This window comes from Methylomonas sp. 2F7 (assembly GCF_057126975.1).
Map to the genome: position 1 here is coordinate 4,120,460 of NZ_CP195203.1, position 16,042 is coordinate 4,136,501.

Consider the following 16,042-nt stretch of genomic DNA (forward strand, 5'->3'; position numbering starts at 1 on the left):
AGAGCCAACGTTTATCAATGACTGCAAAGAGGCCCTTTCTAGCAAAAAAAAAGTTGAACTCAGAAATTCAGCTGGATTTTGGTTTATTTAAGTGTCGAAATTGGTTCCTAGAGTTTAGATGTAGAGCTATTAACCCTTTAACAAAACTCGCAACGCACCTTCGCCAATGAATTATTAACGCTTCCTTTGTTTCGAAGAAATAACTCATTAATTACTCAGAAATCCTCTAATGATATTTATTAAAGCAGGACTGTAAGGCGGCAAAATCCCTGATTCATCTGGCTGATCCAGTATACTAACCAGGTCGTTCAGCAAATCGACACCTAATAGCTCTAAATCGTCTGGTTCAGAACCTGTATTGTAAATAAGTGCATCCACCAATTGTTTACGCTCTTCCCGAATCGCTCTCTTGTCCAACCCAAGAACCTCAATGACTTCAGAAGCGCGTTCCGTTTTGCCTTTCACTTTACCGGATGGGTAGAACTTTAATTCGATTTCGCATTCCGGCATTAGCGGCGTTAATGTTAGTTCTTTGGTGCCGCGGGCTTGGTTACAGCGATTTTTCTTATCGCAAGACGCGATGATATTGGCAAAATTCAGTGTTTGATTTTGATCGACTTGCTGACTGATAACGTGTTCGTTGGTGCTATGTTCCAAATTTATACATTTGCAACAATAACCACACAAACCGAATTGTTCTTTGATTGCGTCGCGGCGGATGGCTTGTCGGGCTAATTTACCTTGACTGCTGTGGTCCAACTCATGATAACGGCCGTGAGGATTAGCTCTTTTCCAAACGGCCAGCTCTTCCGGTTCCCTTCCTTCAACTTTAACGATCTGCCGCACGTTGAACCTCCAAGCGCCTAATCAGCAATCTCGCTTTATTGAGTTCTATATGATCAATTGCGATTTTTTGTTCAAGTTCAGCAATCAATTTTTTCGCGCTACCTACATCTCCATCTTGTAACTTGTCGCGCAAATTATCGAAAGCGCTTTGAATTTCGGCATTGCGAATATCTGCATCCATTTCTTGCAGTAAAACTTGATTGACATCCATGCCGTATAGATTTTCAAGTTTTTGTACCACACCGTTCTCAAGCGAATAACATATTAAATCGCAGGATTCGCTAATAACGATTGGCGAGTGGGTGGTCAATATAAACTGGCAATTTTGAAAGGTTTTGTTCAGCTTTCCTATCACGGCGCGCTGCCAATTAGGATGTAGGTGCAATTCAATTTCATCAATCAGAATAATACCATTACCCAATAATGGATTGCTTAATGATGGGTTCAATATCACTAGGCGTCGGGCGATATCGGAAATTAATGCCAATAAGGTTTTTTCGCCATGTGACAATTGATGAATACTTAGAGGAACTTCGTTTTTTGTGACTAACAAATCAAGATTCGGCAAACGCTGGATGCGCAAATCACTAAACTCTGGCAAGAATTGATAAATAGCATTAGCTACATTGGCAATAATTTTTTTGGCGAGAACTGGCACAGTTTTTTTAAAACTTGATTTAAGCTCATCAATTTCCTTTTGCTTTGTATTTTTAAAATTAGTTAATACTTTTCTAGTATTTTCATCCAACTGTGCCTGTTGCTCCATTTGCCTAATCAAATCGCTATCCAATTCAGCCTCCAGCTTGGCAATAGCAACCAAAACCTCCTGATTGAGTTGGTTTTCGGAGTTGACGATGTCGTCCAAATCCTTAAACCACTGAAAAAAGGTTTTAAAATCAGCGGAACCGTTAAGCGAATTGTCGTAGGCGGAAAGTTGTGTAGCCATTATCGGATTAATAATTTCACTGGCTTGAATTAGCTGCCGGCGTTTTAAATCAACGGTTCTGTCAACAGCATAATAGGCTAATATAGGGAAATCGAATTGTGGATTTCTCGATCTTGCTAATTTATAAAAGCTCGCCAATAGTTTAACTTTTTGAATTTGCCCGCTTCTTTTGACATTACTACCATCTCTTGCTTTTGATAGCTCAACATTATACGTCGCGTTAAGCAAATTAAATCTGCAAATGATAGAGGCGTAACTTTCAGCGGATGAATTATTAATATCAAACAACGAATCAATTTCCTGCCCCTTTCCATCATGACTGACCAGATACATACGCAACCATGTTAATGTTTTAGCAATTGCGTCCAATAGGGCTGTTTTACCTGCCCCATTGTTACCGATAAACACGATTGTTTTAGAGCCAGACAGCTTAATTTCTTCCGTCTCTATGAATCCGCGAAAGTTAATTATTTTTAACGAGGATATTATCAGCTTAGGCTCTCTGAATGCCTCAATAAATTTATCAAAATATTGACTGGAAATAACCGTGTCAATTTCTACACTTTTGCCTTGTAAATAAGATTCACCTAATTGAAAAAGCGCCTCGAGATCACCTTTACTCGCTTTATTCTCAAGGGCTCTTATTGAGCTATTTTTTTTCATTAGTTTTCCTAGCCTCAATCTGTATTGCAGACAAAACTTCTGTGGAATATTTTTTCTTCATACGCTCAACAAAATCTGGCTCTACATTTAGGCAAAAGGCAAGTAGTCCTTGTAAATATTTTACATCTTCGTTGTCCAATTGATTGATTGAAAACCGATGAATTAACGAAGATATATAACGTTTTCTTTGCCGTCCAATCGATAAGTTGTTCTCGTTAGTAATAGTTATTCCTGTTACATGCCTGTTATGAGCCTTAGACGAGAAAACAGTCTTTACTTCATTCACTGTAATAGCGCCATTGAAATGATCTCTCAGTGTTTTCTTGACCATTGCAGGAATTGCAAATAAAACATTTTTAGCGTTGCTTGAGAAAGTTAGGTCATCTGCATAACGAGTATAAGCCACATCTAAATTGACGCATGCTTTGCTAATACTTTCATCAAAAAAATACATTATGAAGTTCGAGACTAATGGAGAGCTCGGTGCACCGATGCTTAAAACTAGCTTGCCGCCAGTTTTTTTGCTTGGATTAAAAAACAAGATTTTCTCTAACAAGTACCTGTCTTCTGTCGTAAGTTCAATATTATTATTTTTTAAAACTGCGAAAAATAGCTTTGGCGAAATACTATAAAAAAAGTTTTGAAAATCCATTTTCAACAGATAATTTGACTTCTTATGCCGTTCAGCATTTTCTTTGATGCCTATATTTTTTTTATAGGCAAATGCAGCATCATGAATCGGTAGTTTCGTTTCAAGAAGTTTAATCAAGCACCGCTGATAATCTTTCAATCGCCTAGCTGGTTGCGCGATAACTCGTGTGCCAGACGACTTTTTTGGGATAGTATAAACTTTATATTTTTTGGGAGCAGAAACTACAAAGGATTTTATTTCTCGTTCTGTAACGGATAATTCTTTGCGCAAGAATTGAAGAATTTGCATCAATTGTCCTGTAGAAGTATAAGGCTTTAACGAGAAAAGCTCGTTAAAGCCTTATTCAATCTCTTTACATTGATAAAGCGGAAGCTGTTTTTCGCGATTCTGGAGCTATGAGCGGAAGAAGCGCGAAAAACAGCTTCCGCGCCCCTAAAAGTACTCAATAAATTGGAGTCTGGCTAAACGCCCGACTAAACTAATAATTGATCATTAGTTCAATTCGCTAAAGAGATCTCACTAATTTTATAGGAGTCTTCTCTTGTCAGCAATTATGATAGTTAAACCTCTAGTATGCTCCAAAGAAAGATTGGCACGCGTAGCTTCGATTAACGAGATAATGTTACTTGCGAAATGGTTGATTACAGTCTTTTACCTCAAAATCAATGTCAGCTTTCGGCCCGATTGTTGACTGATAACAAGGAGCGTCTCAGGCCGCAAAGGGTCGAAATACGCAACTTCAGTGAACCATCGTTGCCGGTCAGTAACTTAAACAATTTCCACTCCACCACCACATCCACACAATGGTAAACCGGACCGTCATCGGCTTCTGGCTTGGCTTTACCCCAATAGTGGAAATACGATGCTGTGACGCTCAGCCCCTGATTTGATTGAAATCCATATCTGACAGATATGCTACGCCGCCAGCTAGTGTATTCGCTCGCACGCATTCATCAACAATGAATAGACTCGGCATAGGATGATTTCGGCGTTTGTTAATCGCTGTACCGCTGGTTATGTTTACACGCCAATGTTAAGCCACTCAAAATCGTTTAGCGGTTGTCGCCTGAACTCGGTTTGACAATGTCACACCATGCCCTGCTCTTGCAGAATGGCGTAGGCGGCGTTTATTTGTCGGGTTTCTTCCTCGGCGAGTTGTTTGATTTTTGCGCCAAACACGCCGACGCGGTCCGGGTGGTATTCGGAAATTTTCTTTTTGTATGCCGCTTTGATGTCTATCGGTAGGGCTTCAGCCGTCAGGCCAAGAATTAAATAACAATCCGCCAAAGATTTGATGTGTTGCTCGTCTTCAGGCAGTTTTATTTCGGTTATATACACATTGCGATGTTCGTCGATGTCCAATTTGAATTGTGCATGACACTTTCGGCATCGCGCTTTGTTACCTTCGATGGGCAAGGTAAATTTGATGTGCTGCGCGCAGGATGGACAGGAAATTGTCCTTACATTGGCAGGCGTTCTAAGGGTGGGCTGTTTTTGATTTTGATGTTTGCGTCGAGTTTTTCTGGCATTGCAGACAAGAAGCCCGACCAAAATAATGTTCAATATTAGCGATGCGAACAACGCAATCTTGGTCATCATCCCGGCTAATTGACTGATCGACGAAATTTAAAACGATGAGGGCGTTAAACAGGCGCCCCGTACTCGTTCGCACGGTCATCGCCTTTTGACACCATCCAGATGACATACGGGATGATGCCGATGATGGTCAGAATAATCAGATACCACCAGCCGCTATGCCCGGTATCGTGTAATCGGCGGATATTAACAGCCAGCGAAGGAAATAGAATAACCAAGTTGGTGATTGCCGTGACGGTTGCCGGCTCGCCGTAGGCCGATTGATCTATGATCCCCGCTATCATCGATACCAATAGCGTGAAAAGCGCGAACCACCAGTATTCGGCTCTCGAGGCTCTACCTGTAAAAACAAATGCCTTCGCAAAACAACCGGACACCGATTCGGTAAACGTCATGTCCCGTCCGTTAGTTACTGGCCCGCGATAGCCGTTATTCGATTGCATGGCTGCGCCACACTCAAGGCAGAAATTCGCATTATCCGGATTTTGCTTTCCACAATTTGGGCAGTACATTTTGCTCTCCGACAGAATTTTTAAGTAACGATATTACTGCGATATAGAAAAATGTGTAGCCCGTTCGCACATTTTCATTCAGTTTCGTTTAGCCGCTTTGACGATAGGGATAAAGCCTTTGGCAATGCTGGCCGACTACCATCCTGGCGCTGCACACCGGTAACCCAACAAATCCCGGCAAATAGAGAACGTACAACCTCAGCAAGTTTGTCGCCACTTTGCAAGAGACGGTAGATTCAGAAAAATCAGGTGGGAGCTCGCCTAAATTAGTTTAAAAAAACGGCTGGTAGTCCTGTCCGCTAATAGGCGGCATAAGCAGACTAAACCGTATTGCGCGGTTTACGCGGATAAACTATTTATTCTGTTCGTCGACTGTGTCGGCGTCGTCTTTCGGAGTCTGCTCGGCAACGCGCTTTTTCGGCTGCTTACTAGCCGACTGCTGATTGATGCGTTCAAGTTGGGCTAGAAAATACGAGTCGTAATTCCAGTTTGGTTTTGCTGCGATGGGTTCGGGTTTGGTATCTCTGATGTCGCTCATAGTATTTTCGTTGATTACACTCGTGTGTGGGCAGATTAACTGCATTGACATAAATTAGCGCGTATCGCCAATGACCAGGGATCAAATAGGCTAATTGCCTAAAACGTTATTTTGATTCAGTGGTTATTTAAGTAACTTGCGCTGGACGTATTAAACAACCGCCGGCTTCAGCATTGAGGTTTTGCCAACCATAATATCCGCTGCTTTCAACATGCGTTTAAATACCGATTCCTGGCAGTATGGAATATTATGCTTTTCGCACAGCGCTTTCACTTGCGGCTGCAACTTTTGGTATTGGCTTAGCGGCAAATCCGGCCATAAATGGTGCTCGATTTGATAATTCAACCAGCCGTAGAAAAAGTCGTTGAAATTGGAGCCGGTTGGGTAGTTGACCGAACCCAAAATCTGCCGCAGATAAAACTCTCCCTTGCTATGCGATTTTTCATCGAACATCATCACGTCGTCGCCGGCATGATTGGGGATCATCACCAAAAAGCTGTGCATATTGGTGAGAATTTCCGCCAGAATGGAGTTGATCAACACACTGACAACAGCGAAGCTGCCCAACGGTAAGAACAGTAACGGTAACAACACAAACCGATAGGCCGTATAAGGCAACACACTTTGCAGCCACAACGCCTTACCTTGGGGCGTAAATAGGCTCCAGGCGCCGATACGCGTGGTTTCCGGCTTGGGCTTACCTTGCAGGCGGGCGGCATTTAAAACTAATTCTTTATGCGTGCGCGGTGTGTAATAAATGATTTTCCAGATACCGGAAAAAAACGCCACGATGGCATAGCGTTGCCACATGGGCAGTTTGGATTGCCGCAACCATTCCATGTTGTGCTGGGCATTGTTGGGGTCGGTTTCTTCACCCAAGTTGTAATGATGCAATAAATCATGTTCGTGATGCCAGCCGGCCGGCGTCATCCAATCCGGCCAATCCAAAAACCGCCGCCAACCCTTTGCAAACTTCTTGCTGGTGTAATTTTTATCCACGTCCTGCATTTTATCGAAGGCTTTATGCACGATGGGATGGCCTACCCCGGTCCAGCGGGAAAAACTACCTTGACTGATCAACAACGCGGAAATCGGATTGGGAAAAATCCAGGCGGTAGCGTAGCCGATGAGCGAACAAACCTTTCCCCAACGTTCCACCTTTTTTAAGTGGTCGAAATCTGCGGGACCAATATCCGCTAACGCTTGTTTGTGGATTTGACTGATGTCTTTGGCTAATTGCTCGCGATCAACCGACTGGTAACTATTTAAACTCAAAATGTGTTGTCTCTGTAAAGTGCAAGGGAAGGATGTTGGATTCCTTCGGATAAAAAAGTCAGGATTGGAAGGCTCCGGAAGGTGCTAAAAACCAGCCGACGCTTAGACAAATTGACTGGCTGGGCAAGATGGCATAAGTCTATACACCATCAGTATTTTTGCCTGCTTTCTCAAACTTCCCGGCGCTTTGCACGTGAGTGTAACGAGGCAACTTTTGCAAATTTTAAAAAAGGTAATGGGTTGATTTTAATGGTGCCGGCAATAGGAATCGAACCTACGACCTTCGCGTTACGAGTGCGCTGCTCTACCTGCTGAGCTATGCCGGCGTATGATTATCTATTTGTAGATGGCTTTGGGGTCTTTCAGCACAGGCTCGGTGGCGTGCCATTCGCCGTCTGTTAGACTACGAAAAAAACAGCTTTCCCGGCCGGTATGGCAGGCGATACCGCCTTCCTGCTCAATTTTAAGCAATATTACGTCGGCATCACAATCCAATTGTATATCGATAACCTTTTGCCGATGACCGGACTCTTCGCCCTTGCGCCACAAACGCTGGCGGGAGCGAGACCAATATACCGCATAACCTTCGGCAACCGTTAAGGCCAGCGATTCGCGGTTCATCCAGGCAAACATCACCACGCGTCCGCTATCGTGCAGTTGCGCGATGACCGGCACCAAACCGTCTTCGGTCCACTGGATTTCTTCCAGCCAAGCGACGCTCATAAACGCACCTCTATGCCTCTGGCTTGCATATGCTTCTTGGCCTGCTCTATAGTAAATTCGGCAAAGTGGAAAATACTGGCAGCCAAGACCGCATCGGCCTTACCTTCGATGATACCGTCAGCTAGATGGTCGAGATTGCCGACACCGCCGGAGGCGATGACCGGAATGCTGACCGCTTCACTGATGGCACGGGTCAAAGCCAGATCGAACCCTGATTTGGTACCGTCGCGGTCCATACTGGTCAACAAAATTTCGCCGGCCCCGTAGTCTTTCATTCTCACGGCCCATTCCACCGCATTAATGCCGGTTGGCTTGCGGCCGCCGTGGGTAAAAATTTCCCAGCGGTTTTCCTCGCCTTCCTGACTGACTTTCTTGGCGTCGATGGCCACTACGATGCATTGCGAGCCGAATTTTTCAGCGGCTTCCTTGACGAATTCCGGCCTAAATACCGCAGCGCTGTTGATACCCACTTTGTCCGCACCGGCATTGAGCATGCGGCGAATATCTTCCAACACCCGGATGCCGCCGCCCACGGTCAGCGGAATAAACACTTCGCTGGCCACTTGCTCGACCACATGGACGATGGTGTCGCGGTTGTCGTGGGTAGCGGTGATGTCTAAAAAAGTGATTTCATCCGCCCCTTCGCGGTCGTAGCGACGGGCAATTTCCACCGGGTCGCCGGCATCGCGGATATCCACGAACTTCACGCCTTTAACTACGCGGCCGTTATCGACATCCAGGCAGGGAATAATACGTTTGGCTAAGCTCATTGTTTACGATTTACCGGCTAATAGCTCAGACATCGGCTCCGCCGAAAGACTCGGCTAGTTTTTCGCCTTCGGCAAAATCCAGCGTACCTTCGTAGATGGCCCGCCCGGTAATAGCGCCCATGATACCTTCGTGAGCTACTTCGCCGAGGGCGCGAATGTCGTCCAAATTGGTAATGCCGCCCGAGGCGATGACCGGAATATGCACCGAACGCGCCAATTTGGCGGTCGCTTCGACATTGACGCCTTGCATCATGCCGTCGCGGGAAATATCGGTGTAGATAATGGCGGCGACGCCGTTGGACTCAAATTTTTGCGCCAGGTCGATCACGTCGTGGCGAGACAGTTTCGACCAGCCATCTATCGCTACTTTGCCGTCTCTGGCGTCCAGACCGATGATGATATGACCAGGAAATTCAATCGATACGTCGCGGACAAAATGCGGTTCGCTGACGGCCTTGGTGCCGATAATTACGTACTGTACGCCGGCCTCTAAATAGGCCTGGATGGTGTCTTCGTCACGGATGCCGCCGCCGATTTGCACCGGCACATCGGGATAAGCCTGGACAATGGCGTTAATAACCTGGGCATTTTTCGGTTTACCGGCGAAGGCGCCGTCTAAATCGACTAGGTGCAATCGTTTTGCCCCTGCCTCTACCCAACGCCCGGCCACAGCCACCGGATCGTCCGAGAATACGGTGTCGTCTTCCATACGACCCTGGCGCAAACGGACACATTTTCCTTCCTTCAAGTCAATTGCGGGTATCAGCAACATATTTAAATCTCGACAGTTAAAACACTAAGTCTAAAGGTTAGTAAAGCCAACATCTAAGGGTTGGGGAGTTACGCAATCCCATCCCAGGCCAGGAAGTTTTGCAATAGCTGCAATCCTACGGTCTGGCTTTTTTCGGGATGAAATTGCACGGCAAATTTATTATCTTTTGCCAGTGCGCAGGTAAATGCTTGCGGATAATCGGCCGTTGCAACACTGTCGCGCGAATCGTCCGGCGCCGCATAATAGCTGTGTACGAAATAAAAGCGGCTATGATCCGGAATATTGTGCCAGAGCGGATGCGGGTTTTGCTTGACCTGATTCCAGCCCATATGCGGGATTTTCAAAACATTACCCTCGGCATCCAGCATGTGATCGGCAAAACGGCGGGCGTGACCGGGGAATATATTCAGACAGGTAATGCCGTCGTTTTCCTCGCTGTCGGTTAGCAAGGCCTGCATACCCAAGCAGATACCCAGAAAAGGTTTGTTTTGCGCTACGTCACGAATCACATCCGCCAAACCACTCTCGTTCAGGGCCTGCATACAATCGCGTATCGCCCCAACACCGGGAAACACCACGCGATCGGCCGTGCGGATCACCGAGGCATCGGCTGTTATTTGCACATTTACCCGGCTATCGGCATGTTGAAGCGCTTTGGCAATGGAATGCAGATTTCCCATTCCGTAATCGATAACGGCTACTGATGACATAAAACTAGAGATACAAGGTCGGGGTTTCTAGGCGAAAAATGGGGGAATTATAGACTGCCTTTAGTGGAAGGCATGATACCGGCCATCCGCTCGTCATGGCTGATTGCCATCCGCACGGCCCGGCCGAATGCCTTGAATACGGTTTCGGCAATATGATGAGCATTGCCGCCTTTCAGGTTGTCGATATGCAAGGTCACACCGGCATGATTCACAAAACCTTGAAAAAACTCTTTAAACAAATCCACGTCGAAATTACCGATGAACGCGCGTTTGAATTCCACTTGATAAAACAAGCCGGGACGGCCGGAGAAATCCACCACCACCCGCGACAGAGATTCGTCCAAGGGGCAATAAGCGTGACCATAACGATAGATACCTTTTTTATCGCCCAGCGCTTTGGCAAAGGCTTGACCGAGCGTAATGCCAATGTCTTCCACGCTGTGATGGGCATCGATATGTAGGTCGCCATGCGACACGACTTCAATGTCTATCAAGCCGTGCCTAGCGATCTGATCCAGCATATGATCCAAAAACGGTAAGCCCGTGGTAAACGCGGCTGTGCCGTTGCCGTCGAGATTAATGGAAACTTTGATCTGGGTTTCGAGCGTATTGCGCTCAACCTGGGCGGTGCGTGGGTTCATGCTTGATGCGAATGGCTTATTTCGGCGCTAGTTTACGTGATTGTGACAACTACGCCAAACTCTTGCTGGCGATCTCATAAACATCCTTGGACAGATGCTCGGTAGCGACGATACGCTGTAATTGCTGTTTCATCAAGCCCTGCCGGGCTGCGTCATAACGCCGCCATTGCGCCAACCCGGTCACCATCCTGGAGGCGATTTGCGGATTTAGGGTATTCAGCGCCAAGACCTGATCGGCCAGGAAGCGATAACCCTCGCCGTTTTGGGCATGGAAGTGCAGCGGATTGGCTTGACTGAAAGCGCCGATCAAGGAACGCACGCGGTTAGGCGTCTTCATATCGAAAGCAGGATGCTTCATCAAGGCCTGCACGGTCGCAAAGGTATTGGGCATGCTACTGGTGGCTTGCAAGGTAAACCATTTGTCGATAACCAGCGCTTCTTGCCGCCATTGCACATAAAAACTGTCCAAACTTCTGGCCTTGGCCGGATGATTGCTGTTCACAATCGCCGACAAAGCCGCCAATTGATCGGTCATATTCCGGGCACTGTAGAACTGCTGCTCGGCGATATGATAAACGTCCGCATTTTCCAGTTTGCTCAAATAACTCAAGCAAGCATTTTTCAAACGCCGCCGCCCCACTGCACCGGCGTCGAAACTGCCGGATTCGTCCCGATGATGTTCCGAGTACAACTGTTTAAACTCGACTTGCAATTGCTCGGCCAGGTTTTTTTTCACAAATTCGCGGGCTTGATGGATGGCTTCGACATCGATGATAGCCATCTGCCCGGACAAATAACTTTCTTCCGGTAACGCCAACAATAGTGCTTGATAAGACAAATCGCCGCTGCTATCGGTCAACACGCTACGATAAGCATCGACGATAACCGGTTCCAACTGCAAAGGCCGGCCCAACTCTATTGCGTCGATCAGCTTGAAAATCACCTGCACCGCCAATTGCTGACCGGCTTCCCAGCGATTAAAGGTATCGCTGTCGTGCCGCAGCAAAAATGCCAATTCGTCCAGGCTACGCTCCATTTTCAGCGTAACCGGCGCGGAAAAGCCTCTTAGCAAGGACACGACCGGCTGCTGTGCCAACTTATCAAAGCTAAAGGTTTGCTCCGCTTCCGTGACATTCAAGGTAATTTCCGCCTGGCTGGCACCGTTGCAGTGAATCTGCGCAGCCGAACCGTCGGCGGCAAGTAAGCCCAGCTTTACCGGAATATGCAGCGGCGCTTTCACCGGCTGGTTGGGTGTGGGCGGACAGCTTTGCTGAATGGTCAGATGCAGTTGTTGCGATTCGGCGTTGTATTGCTGACTGACTGTCAACACCGGCGTACCGGCTTGCGAATACCAAAGACGGAACTGGTTTAATTCCACGCCATTAGCGCCTTCGAGCGCCTTGACAAAATCCTCGCAAGTTACCGCCTGACCGTCATGGCGTTGAAAATATAAATCACAGCCCTTTCTGAAACCGGCCGCACCCAGCAAGGTGTGCAGCATCCGCACCACTTCCGCGCCTTTTTCATAGACAGTCAGCGTGTAGAAATTGTTGATTTCGATATAAGCTTCCGGACGAATCGGATGCGCCAGCGGGCCAGCATCCTCTGCAAACTGGCGAGTGCGCAAGGCGTTGACGTCTTCTATGCGTTTCACGGCTGGCGAGGTGCGATCGCCACTGAATTGCTGGTCGCGGAAGACGGTAAAGCCTTCCTTCAAACTCAACTGAAACCAGTCGCGGCAAGTTACCCGGTTGCCGGACCAGTTATGGAAATATTCGTGACCGATCACGCCTTCGATATGTTCGTAATCGCTGTCGGTAGCGGTATCCGGCCGAGCCAGCACAAACTTGGTGTTGAATACGTTCAGCCCCTTGTTTTCCATCGCGCCCATATTGAAATGGTCGACCGCGACGATCATGTACAAATCTAGGTCGTATTCCAGACCGTAGGTTTCTTCATCCCAACGCATCGCGTTTTTCAAGGACTGCATCGCGTGAGCGCATTTGTCGACATTGTGCTTCTCGACAAAAATCTCGAGTGCGATACGCCGACCGCTCATCGTGATGAACTCGTCCGCCACGCATTCCAGTTGCCCTGCCACCAACGCAAACAAATAGCAGGGCTTGGCGAATGGATCTTCCCAACTGACCCAATGCCGATTGTTTTCCAGCTCGCCTTGGCCGACTTTGTTGCCGTTGGACAGTAAGACCGGATATTTGCTCTTGTCGCCAGTCAACGTGGTTTTAAACCGGCTCATCACATCCGGCCGGTCCAAAAACCAGGTGATTTTCCGAAAGCCCTGCGCCTCGCACTGGGTACACAGCATGCTGCTGGATAAATACAAACCTTCCAGCGCCGTGTTCGCTTGCGGATTGATGACATTTTCGATGACGATCTGAAACGGCCTATCCTGCGGCACTTCATGCACGACCAAGGCTTCTTCGCCCAGGACATACTGGCTTTGCTCCAGCAATTGGCCGTCTATCGCGATACTGACCAACTGCAATTCCTCGCCAAGCAAGGTCAATGCGGTACTGCTGTCCTGGCTTTGCGGATTGCGGCGCAGACTCAAGGTCGAGCGGACCTGCGTGTGTTGCTCGTCCAAATCGAAATTCAGTTCAATCTGTTCGATCAGATATTCGGGTGGGGTGTAGTCTTTCAGGAAAACAGTTTGCGGGCTTGCATCGCGCATCATTTATCGCTCGTCTTGTTTGACAGGTTGTGGCGGTTTATAGGAAATCAGCCAGTAAGTAAGGCCCAATGCCACGATGACGGCAGCAATGGCCATAATGTAAGCCGGATCCAAATCCTTGAAATCCAGCATGATCACTTTTCGGGCCACGGCCATCAAGGCAGTGGCTATGACCATTTTGATCGGTAGTGTGTCGTGTTTAATGTACAGCGTGATGTTGATAAATATCTCGATCGCGATCAACACTGCCATGAACGAACCAAAGATCACCAGTATGTCGGAGACCGTCAGCATCAAAAATGGTGCCGCGACCACTCGCTGATACATCACGTAGCCCACGTCAGCCACGCCCCACAAAATCACCAGCACCATCAGTACCGCCAATATTCTGACCGCAAAGTGAATCACCGCGTGCAGGACTTTGAGCATGGCATCTTCCGGAACCGGCGGCACTTTTACTTCGTGGGTATCGTCACGGCGAGTCGCACCGGGCCGAGTGGATGCCGGTGGCGGCATGGAAGGTCGAACGGGCGGTTTAGTGTCCATCTACAGCTCCTGGTTTTTCTGCCAAGCCACATAAGCCAATAAGGCCCATGCCGCTAAAAAGGCCAGGCCGCCAAACGGTGTAATCATGCCCAGCCAACCGATATTGAATATCGCCAGTAAGTATAGACTGCCGGAAAACAGCACGACGCCTGCCACCAAACACCAGCCGGCCATTCGCAGTAATTTATGTTCCGGTAACACCGCAATCAAGGCCAAGGCCAATACATGCCACATCTGGTAGCTTACCGCGGTTTTATAAACTTCCAGCAGATGCTCGGATAATAAATGCTTCAAGCCATGCGCACCGAATGCACCCATCGCCACGCCGATAAAACCGCCGACGGCGGCCAGAAATAAAAAAGGTGGGCGCATTATTTCTCCAACAGGCGCGGCATCAGTTGCACCAGATTACACGGCCGGGTGCGGTAATCCAATTGTTCCTTGATTAATGAATCCCAGGCAGTCCGGCAGGCGCCGGATGAACCGGGCACGCAGAATATGTACGTGGCGTTGGCCACCCCGGCGATAGCCCGTGATTGCATCGTTGAGCTTTTGATGTCCTGGTAGGAAATCATCCGAAACACTTCGCCAAAGCCATCCAACACCTTATCCAACAAAGGCAGAATCGCTTCCGGTGTGCCGTCGCGGCCCGTCACGCCGGTGCCGCCTGTCGTAATCACCGCATTGACTTGCGGATCGGCGATCCAATGACTGACGGCGGCGCGGATTTGGTAAATATCGTCGGGAACGATTTTTTTGTCGATCAAGTTATGCCCGGCCGCGGTCAAACCAGTAACTAAGGTTTGCCCGGATACGTCGTCTAATTCAGTCCGTGTATCGGATACCGTCAACACGGCGATATTGATAGGAATAAACTCTCGGACTTCGCTCACGGCAGGGCTCCAGATAAAGGCTACCGCATTCTATGTAAAGCGCCGCCGCACAAGCAAGCATTGTTTAATTCGCCGGCTGTCATACCGGCTTAACCGATAATGCCGTAAACTCCGGATATTGATTCCAATTCAGTTAGCTGCCGTCTACTCGATCATGCCTATCCAGATTTCCCGTTACGAAAAAATCGCCAGTCTGGCCGCCTTGTGCCTGCTGCTGTTTGCCTGCTACCAGGTGTTGAGACCGTTTATTTTCGATTTGTTGTGGGCGGCCATTCTGTGTTTTGTCACCTGGCCGCTGTATGCGCGTTTGCGCGACTGGAAGCTAACCGCCAACTGGGCCGCCACCGCCATGGTCCTGCCGATAGGCATATTGCTGCTGACGCCGTTCGTCGCCGCCACGCTGACATTTACCGAAGATATTAACCACTTGCTGCAATGGCTTAATCAAAGCCGGCATGTGTGGCCGGAGCCTCCGGCTTGGTTGCAATCGTTGCCGGTAGTCGGCGACAACGCTGTCGCTGCCTGGCAAAGTGTCGGCGAAGACTCCAGCCGTCTCGTCAATCTGGCCCGGCAATACGCCTTGGGCGCCAGTAGCTGGTTGCTGCAACAGGGGATTGGCTTAGCCGGCGAACTGATGCATATGGGCCTGGCTATTTTGGTGCTGTTTTTTTTCTATCGCGACGGCGAACACGTAGCCCAACATGTCGTAATTGGCGTCGAACGCCTGGCCGGCGAGCGCACCCAACGCATCCTGCACATCGTTCGTTCCAGTCTGCGCGCGGTGGTATACGGCATACTCGGTACCGCGCTGGTGCAAGCGCTAGCCTCTATCCTGGGCTTTGTCATCGCCGGCGTGCCTTACGCCTTTGTGCTGGGCGTAATCGCGTTCTTTTTGATGATCATTCCCGCAGCGGGTACGGTGATCTGGCTGCCGATTGCCTTGTGGTTGCTGGCGGAAGGCGAGACCGGTTGGGCGATCTTTATCGCACTGTGGTTTTTGCTGTTCGTCGGCACTATCGACAACTGGCTGCGGCCGATATTGATCAGCAGGGAAGTGGAATTGCCGTTTGTGTTGATCGTATTCGGCATTTTCGGCGGCCTGTTGGCCTTCGGCTTTATCGGCGTATTTATCGGCCCAACCTTGCTGGCAACCAGTTATGCCTTGATTCTGGACTGGCTGATTCGTAACGAACACGAGGAACAAAACAACGAAGCCGGCTTGAATGACAGCTGATTTTCCGGCTATTTACCTGCAATACCAACGCTA

General features: G+C 48.4%; 18 protein-coding genes, 1 tRNA gene and 1 pseudogene. 2 read left to right on the forward strand and 18 right to left on the reverse strand.

What is annotated here, in order from left to right; genetic code table 11:
• Positions 1–207 precede the first annotated feature (207 nt).
• From ACR64Q_RS18525 to ACR64Q_RS18540, 4 genes are all read right to left on the reverse strand, one after another.
• Positions 208–846 (reverse strand): HNH endonuclease family protein, encoded by a 639-nt coding sequence (locus ACR64Q_RS18525; protein ID WP_313732658.1) that lies wholly within the window; start codon positions 844–846, stop codon positions 208–210.
• On the reverse strand, positions 830–2,455 hold the full coding sequence (locus tag ACR64Q_RS18530) for an AAA family ATPase (RefSeq protein ID WP_313732659.1): 1,626 nt from the start codon (positions 2,453–2,455) through the stop codon (positions 830–832). Before ACR64Q_RS18530 ends, ACR64Q_RS18525 begins: the two co-directional genes overlap by 17 nt.
• Complete coding sequence (locus tag ACR64Q_RS18535) at positions 2,442–3,395, reverse strand: retron St85 family RNA-directed DNA polymerase (protein WP_313732660.1); 954 nt, start codon at positions 3,393–3,395, stop codon at positions 2,442–2,444. Before ACR64Q_RS18535 ends, ACR64Q_RS18530 begins: the two co-directional genes overlap by 14 nt.
• A gap of 798 nt (positions 3,396–4,193) precedes the next feature.
• Positions 4,194–4,469 carry a J domain-containing protein gene (locus ACR64Q_RS18540; protein WP_483823392.1) on the reverse strand — a complete coding sequence of 92 codons (276 nt, stop codon included), beginning with the start codon at positions 4,467–4,469 and terminating at the stop codon, positions 4,194–4,196.
• 12 nt (positions 4,470–4,481) lie between these two features.
• Here ACR64Q_RS18540 and ACR64Q_RS18545 point away from each other — a divergent pair, with 12 nt between their 5' ends.
• Entirely contained in the window at positions 4,482–4,676 is a 195-nt protein-coding gene (locus tag ACR64Q_RS18545) for a hypothetical protein (RefSeq protein ID WP_483823393.1), read from the forward strand.
• A gap of 74 nt (positions 4,677–4,750) precedes the next feature.
• Here ACR64Q_RS18545 and ACR64Q_RS18550 read toward each other — a convergent pair whose 3' ends face one another.
• The 14 genes and pseudogenes from ACR64Q_RS18550 to moaB all read right to left on the reverse strand — a co-directional run bounded on the left by ACR64Q_RS18550 (position 4,751) and on the right by moaB (position 14,775).
• The gene (locus ACR64Q_RS18550; RefSeq protein WP_026147136.1) at positions 4,751–5,098 is read right to left on the reverse strand and encodes a DUF805 domain-containing protein; all 348 of its coding nucleotides are present in this window, start codon (positions 5,096–5,098) and stop codon (positions 4,751–4,753) included.
• Positions 5,099–5,152: 54 nt separating this feature from the next.
• Positions 5,153–5,215, reverse strand: a pseudogene (locus ACR64Q_RS18555) (zinc-ribbon domain-containing protein); the annotation flags it as partial.
• Between the two features lie 352 nt (positions 5,216–5,567).
• Positions 5,568–5,753: a hypothetical protein gene (locus ACR64Q_RS18560; protein ID WP_313732663.1), complete on the reverse strand. Its 186-nt coding sequence runs from the start codon at positions 5,751–5,753 to the stop codon at positions 5,568–5,570.
• Between the two features lie 150 nt (positions 5,754–5,903).
• The gene (locus ACR64Q_RS18565) at positions 5,904–7,028 is read right to left on the reverse strand and encodes a fatty acid desaturase family protein (protein ID WP_313732664.1); all 1,125 of its coding nucleotides are present in this window, start codon (positions 7,026–7,028) and stop codon (positions 5,904–5,906) included.
• 250 nt (positions 7,029–7,278) lie between these two features.
• Positions 7,279–7,354: transfer RNA gene (locus ACR64Q_RS18570), tRNA-Thr, on the reverse strand.
• A 10-nt stretch (positions 7,355–7,364) separates the two neighbouring features.
• Positions 7,365–7,751, reverse strand: a complete 387-nt coding sequence (gene hisI / locus ACR64Q_RS18575) for a phosphoribosyl-AMP cyclohydrolase (protein ID WP_313732665.1) — start codon at positions 7,749–7,751, stop codon at positions 7,365–7,367.
• Positions 7,748–8,521, reverse strand: a complete 774-nt coding sequence (gene hisF / locus ACR64Q_RS18580) for an imidazole glycerol phosphate synthase subunit HisF (protein WP_313732666.1) — start codon at positions 8,519–8,521, stop codon at positions 7,748–7,750. Before hisF ends, hisI begins: the two co-directional genes overlap by 4 nt.
• A gap of 25 nt (positions 8,522–8,546) precedes the next feature.
• Entirely contained in the window at positions 8,547–9,293 is a 747-nt protein-coding gene (hisA, locus tag ACR64Q_RS18585; RefSeq protein WP_026147134.1) for a 1-(5-phosphoribosyl)-5-[(5-phosphoribosylamino)methylideneamino]imidazole-4-carboxamide isomerase, read from the reverse strand.
• 68 nt (positions 9,294–9,361) lie between these two features.
• Positions 9,362–10,003 carry an imidazole glycerol phosphate synthase subunit HisH gene (gene hisH / locus ACR64Q_RS18590; protein ID WP_313732667.1) on the reverse strand — a complete coding sequence of 214 codons (642 nt, stop codon included), beginning with the start codon at positions 10,001–10,003 and terminating at the stop codon, positions 9,362–9,364.
• A 47-nt stretch (positions 10,004–10,050) separates the two neighbouring features.
• Positions 10,051–10,644 (reverse strand): imidazoleglycerol-phosphate dehydratase HisB, encoded by a 594-nt coding sequence (gene hisB / locus ACR64Q_RS18595; RefSeq protein WP_020484497.1) that lies wholly within the window; start codon positions 10,642–10,644, stop codon positions 10,051–10,053.
• 49 nt (positions 10,645–10,693) lie between these two features.
• Positions 10,694–13,336 (reverse strand): aminopeptidase N, encoded by a 2,643-nt coding sequence (pepN, locus tag ACR64Q_RS18600; RefSeq protein ID WP_313735039.1) that lies wholly within the window; start codon positions 13,334–13,336, stop codon positions 10,694–10,696.
• 3 nt (positions 13,337–13,339) lie between these two features.
• The gene (locus ACR64Q_RS18605; protein ID WP_313732668.1) at positions 13,340–13,882 is read right to left on the reverse strand and encodes a phosphate-starvation-inducible PsiE family protein; all 543 of its coding nucleotides are present in this window, start codon (positions 13,880–13,882) and stop codon (positions 13,340–13,342) included.
• Complete coding sequence (locus ACR64Q_RS18610; RefSeq protein WP_313732669.1) at positions 13,883–14,254, reverse strand: DUF423 domain-containing protein; 372 nt, start codon at positions 14,252–14,254, stop codon at positions 13,883–13,885.
• A complete protein-coding gene (gene moaB / locus ACR64Q_RS18615; protein WP_313732670.1) occupies positions 14,254–14,775 on the reverse strand; it encodes a molybdenum cofactor biosynthesis protein B in 522 nt (173 codons plus the stop codon). The genes ACR64Q_RS18610 and moaB overlap by 1 nt, the downstream gene beginning before the upstream one ends.
• Positions 14,776–14,929: 154 nt before the next feature.
• Here moaB and ACR64Q_RS18620 point away from each other — a divergent pair, with 154 nt between their 5' ends.
• Positions 14,930–16,009: an AI-2E family transporter gene (locus ACR64Q_RS18620; RefSeq protein WP_313732671.1), complete on the forward strand. Its 1,080-nt coding sequence runs from the start codon at positions 14,930–14,932 to the stop codon at positions 16,007–16,009.
• Positions 16,010–16,042 lie beyond the last annotated feature (33 nt).

Excerpts from the sequence above, each read along its gene's own strand:
- hisF (WP_313732666.1), bottom strand. The coding sequence starts at position 8,521 with ATGAGCTTAGCCAAACGTATTATTCCCTGCCTGGATGTCGATAACGGC.
- hisA (WP_026147134.1), bottom strand. The coding sequence starts at position 9,293 with ATGTTGCTGATACCCGCAATTGACTTGAAGGAAGGAAAATGTGTCCGT.
- ACR64Q_RS18550 (WP_026147136.1), bottom strand. The coding sequence starts at position 5,098 with ATGACGTTTACCGAATCGGTGTCCGGTTGTTTTGCGAAGGCATTTGTT.
- hisH (WP_313732667.1), bottom strand. The coding sequence starts at position 10,003 with ATGTCATCAGTAGCCGTTATCGATTACGGAATGGGAAATCTGCATTCC.
- ACR64Q_RS18530 (WP_313732659.1), bottom strand. The coding sequence starts at position 2,455 with ATGAAAAAAAATAGCTCAATAAGAGCCCTTGAGAATAAAGCGAGTAAA.
- hisB (WP_020484497.1), bottom strand. The coding sequence starts at position 10,644 with ATGAACCCACGCACCGCCCAGGTTGAGCGCAATACGCTCGAAACCCAG.
- ACR64Q_RS18610 (WP_313732669.1), bottom strand. The coding sequence starts at position 14,254 with ATGCGCCCACCTTTTTTATTTCTGGCCGCCGTCGGCGGTTTTATCGGC.
- pepN (WP_313735039.1), bottom strand. The coding sequence starts at position 13,336 with ATGCGCGATGCAAGCCCGCAAACTGTTTTCCTGAAAGACTACACCCCA.
- ACR64Q_RS18535 (WP_313732660.1), bottom strand. The coding sequence starts at position 3,395 with ATGCAAATTCTTCAATTCTTGCGCAAAGAATTATCCGTTACAGAACGA.
- hisI (WP_313732665.1), bottom strand. The coding sequence starts at position 7,751 with ATGAGCGTCGCTTGGCTGGAAGAAATCCAGTGGACCGAAGACGGTTTG.
- ACR64Q_RS18560 (WP_313732663.1), bottom strand. The coding sequence starts at position 5,753 with ATGAGCGACATCAGAGATACCAAACCCGAACCCATCGCAGCAAAACCA.
- ACR64Q_RS18620 (WP_313732671.1), top strand. The coding sequence starts at position 14,930 with ATGCCTATCCAGATTTCCCGTTACGAAAAAATCGCCAGTCTGGCCGCC.
- ACR64Q_RS18605 (WP_313732668.1), bottom strand. The coding sequence starts at position 13,882 with ATGGACACTAAACCGCCCGTTCGACCTTCCATGCCGCCACCGGCATCC.
- ACR64Q_RS18545 (WP_483823393.1), top strand. The coding sequence starts at position 4,482 with ATGACACTTTCGGCATCGCGCTTTGTTACCTTCGATGGGCAAGGTAAA.